The following is a 3,083-nucleotide window of genomic DNA, read 5'->3' as shown; positions in this document are numbered from 1 at the left end:
CCTTACAAAATGGCGAAATTCAGGTTAATTATTCTAGCAACTACGACAGCTGGCAAGCCAATAAACCAACGAGTAAGACTTTTGGGACTGTTGAAGGAAAAGTAAAAGGAAAGAAAGCGAATATTCGTGTAGATGCAGAACCCCATAGTGGTAAAGTTCAGATTCAGTCAGGGGGTGGAAAGTCAGGTTATGATCTCGACATAGATATCGAAGCTTCAACTATTTCAAGCAGAAAGGATATTGTAAACTGGGTAAATAAACAATCTGAACTAAATGGACTTGGAAAAGGAGCTAAAGAAGAAGTTATCAAAAATATGTGGAAGGCTTTTAACTGGTTGATGCAATAAGGAGGGAAGAATGAAATTATATTTAAAAGGTGATTATACGAAAAGAGTACCTTATGGTTATTTAGAACTTGCTAGCAAAATGTGGTTTCCAGAAGATGAGCAAATTTCTTACTCAAATGCTGGGAACAATGATGCATTACAAGAAGATTTTTTCTCAAATTTATCCTTGAGGAAAGGCACTGCTGATAAGCGATGGTCTAGTGTCCCCCTAAAGGAAGGGGTACGAAGCCTCTTTTCACATATTAAAGAATGTATTGAAATTAATTTTGAAGATGCATTCGCTACGGATTATAATGAAAAGGGAGACTATCTCCGTATTTTAACCACCCATCTAGAAATTTTGACAGTTGATAGACGCGCCATGTACATTATGGCGCTTGAGATTGCAAAGGTGATTGATGGGCAAATTAGCGAGGATAATAAGAAGACATGGCTAACAGTCGAGGAATTTAAGAAAAAGCACGAGGCTATTCTATCTCTGACTTTTGATGAAGCAAATGAACGAAGTTTGATTGAAATTCAAACGATGGATGTTGTAGACGACCCTCTTTGGGAGGAAGAGGCCACTCGTCGAAAAGAATATATACTAGCACATGGAGGCGATATCTCAGATTTATGAGACTATATATAAAAGGTGATTACACCAAAGAAATTCCGTTTGATTATATAGAACTAGCGAAGAGAATGTGGTTTGACACTAAAGATTGTAAGCCAGTAGATTTTTCTTACTTTGGGAATACTCGCCCATTTAAAACAGACCCAACTATTCACTTGAAATTGAATAAGTGGATGCATGATAATAGATGGAATAATGTTCAGTTGAAAGAAGGGATTACCAACAAATTTGGGAGTCATGTATATGAAAATCTTGAATTAGATTTTGAAGACAATCCAGCAACAGACTATCGAGAAAAAGGAGACTGTCTACGTTTAGCTTCTACCCACCTTGACCTTCTCACTGTTGATAAAAGAGCTATGTATATTATGGCCATTGAAATTGCGACTGCTATTGATGGTCAGATTAGCGAAGATGATAAAGAGAGCTGGTTAAGTGTGGAGGAATTTAAAAATTGGCATGAGGATATCCTTTCGATGAGTTATGAAGAGGCTAATGAGCTGAGTTTGGAAGAAATTTCCTTTTTGGACGATGTGAGAGACCCAGTTTGGGAAGAAGATGACCGTAGGAATGAAGAATACATCAAAATCCATGGCGAGCCAGTTTATGACGACGAGGAAGAATGAAATTATATTTAAAAGGTGATTATACAAAAAAGATACCTTATGGTTATTTGGAACTAGCTGGTAAAATGTGGTTTCCAGAAGATGAGCAAGTTTCTTACTCAAATGCTGGGAATAATGATGCATTACAAGAGGATTTTTCCTTATTTCAAAAAAAGATTTAGATAAACCCAATCCCGCAGTTGGAGAGTAAAATGTTAAAAAGAATAAGAAACTATTATAAAAACAAACCAACTCAAGCTGTCTTAATGCTCGTAGTTCTTATTTGGTCAGTATATGAGATTGGTGCGACCAGTTTGGCAAGTAACTCAGCATTAACTAAGGAATTCATGCATAGTCGGTATGTTATGGTTTGGCCAATGGTAGATAAGAAAGTGAAATTATACCACTATGCGGAAGAATGGACTAATGACGTTTTAGTTGGAATTATGCATTTAGACTATGGAAATATTAAAATAACTAATTTTCCTAAAAAATGGGAGAGTGAAGCTGAAGTATACTATACGCTGTCTCAGGATGAGTATGCTGATAGAGTATATTTTTTCTTAGACGAGCCAATTTCCAAAGCCTATATCAGCAGATTAGAACAAAATTATTATTTGATTTCAAATAATGCAGTTGCTATTAAAGAAGAAACAGGTAAAACAGTTGAACAGTTAGGTCAAGAAGTGGGGAATGCAAGGAAAAATTTCTTATCAGCTCTTGGAAAGATGAAAATCCTTCGTTTGGTCTATTTGATTCTTCGTATGATAGTATTGTTGCAGTGTATCAGGTGGTCGGGTCAGCGTAGAAAAAGGAAAGAGAACGAAATATTGCAGAATAGATAGAGATCCAAAAAGTATGACGACTATAAGGAGAGTTACAAATGAGCATGACGAGAAAATCAAATTGGAATTTAGGTTGTAGTTTAACACTTGTTGTAGGTTTGGCGGCTATTTTTTTCTTTAATCTATGGGCACAAAATCTTGGTAAGTATACTCTGCAACCAGGAGAGTCGGCTAACTTTACAGTAAATCCTCGGACACATGATGTAGAATACTACTCAGAATTAATCTTGAAAAAAAATGATACTAATAAGCTTAAATTATCAGGTAAAAAAGTTTGGTTTGAGATGCATGGCGATATTTTTTATGATGTTGAAGGGCAAAAACTTGTTCGAAGCCATCATTCAGAAGATGTTGATGAAGAGTTACCCAATAATCAAAAAGATATCCATTTAGTCCAGGATGGAATTGTTGTCAGTTACCAGGGGGAAAAAGTATTTAATGTAACCAATAACAAGTCCTATACAATAACCATCACCAATGTAGACGACAAGCCAGCACACTTTGAAGCTCAAGTGGTGGATAGGTAAGTTTAAGAATCTTTAAGTAAGCCTAGATGGTTGCCATTTGTTTGGTGATGGAGGTTTATTTTGACTTTTGATGGCTATCTGGTTGTTACTTTCGATGAAGCTAGAGAAGAACTGATATCAGAAAGGAATCGGCTACCATGGGA

General features: G+C 36.1%; 5 protein-coding genes and 1 pseudogene. All 6 read left to right on the top strand.

Annotated elements, in window-relative coordinates; genetic code table 11:
- Positions 1-347: pseudogene (locus tag CBI42_RS10570) on the top strand (virulence protein); the annotation flags it as partial.
- A 10-nt stretch (positions 348-357) separates the two neighbouring features.
- Positions 358-966, top strand: a complete 609-nt coding sequence (locus CBI42_RS10565; RefSeq protein ID WP_049491890.1) for a hypothetical protein — start codon at positions 358-360, stop codon at positions 964-966.
- Positions 963-1,589 carry a hypothetical protein gene (locus tag CBI42_RS10560; protein ID WP_094753952.1) on the top strand — a complete coding sequence of 209 codons (627 nt, stop codon included), beginning with the start codon at positions 963-965 and terminating at the stop codon, positions 1,587-1,589. The genes CBI42_RS10565 and CBI42_RS10560 overlap by 4 nt, the downstream gene beginning before the upstream one ends.
- A complete protein-coding gene (locus CBI42_RS12835; RefSeq protein WP_160312384.1) occupies positions 1,586-1,750 on the top strand; it encodes a hypothetical protein in 165 nt (54 codons plus the stop codon). The genes CBI42_RS10560 and CBI42_RS12835 overlap by 4 nt, the downstream gene beginning before the upstream one ends.
- A gap of 30 nt (positions 1,751-1,780) precedes the next feature.
- Positions 1,781-2,413 carry a hypothetical protein gene (locus CBI42_RS10555; protein WP_042750698.1) on the top strand — a complete coding sequence of 211 codons (633 nt, stop codon included), beginning with the start codon at positions 1,781-1,783 and terminating at the stop codon, positions 2,411-2,413.
- A 38-nt stretch (positions 2,414-2,451) separates the two neighbouring features.
- Positions 2,452-2,940, top strand: coding sequence for a hypothetical protein (locus CBI42_RS10550; RefSeq protein ID WP_094753951.1), 489 nt, complete (start codon positions 2,452-2,454; stop codon positions 2,938-2,940).
- The last annotated feature ends 143 nt before the right edge of the window (positions 2,941-3,083 follow it).

Source organism: Streptococcus sp. KR (genome assembly GCF_002238115.1).
Classification (GTDB): Bacteria; Bacillota; Bacilli; order Lactobacillales; family Streptococcaceae; genus Streptococcus.
This window is presented reverse-complemented; position numbering and strand designations above follow the sequence as displayed.

Bases quoted from the DNA above. Each gene is read 5' to 3' on its own strand.
- CBI42_RS10565 (WP_049491890.1), top strand. From the start codon at position 358: ATGAAATTATATTTAAAAGGTGATTATACGAAAAGAGTACCTTATGGT.
- CBI42_RS10560 (WP_094753952.1), top strand. From the start codon at position 963: ATGAGACTATATATAAAAGGTGATTACACCAAAGAAATTCCGTTTGAT.
- CBI42_RS12835 (WP_160312384.1), top strand. From the start codon at position 1,586: ATGAAATTATATTTAAAAGGTGATTATACAAAAAAGATACCTTATGGT.
- CBI42_RS10555 (WP_042750698.1), top strand. From the start codon at position 1,781: ATGTTAAAAAGAATAAGAAACTATTATAAAAACAAACCAACTCAAGCT.
- CBI42_RS10550 (WP_094753951.1), top strand. From the start codon at position 2,452: ATGAGCATGACGAGAAAATCAAATTGGAATTTAGGTTGTAGTTTAACA.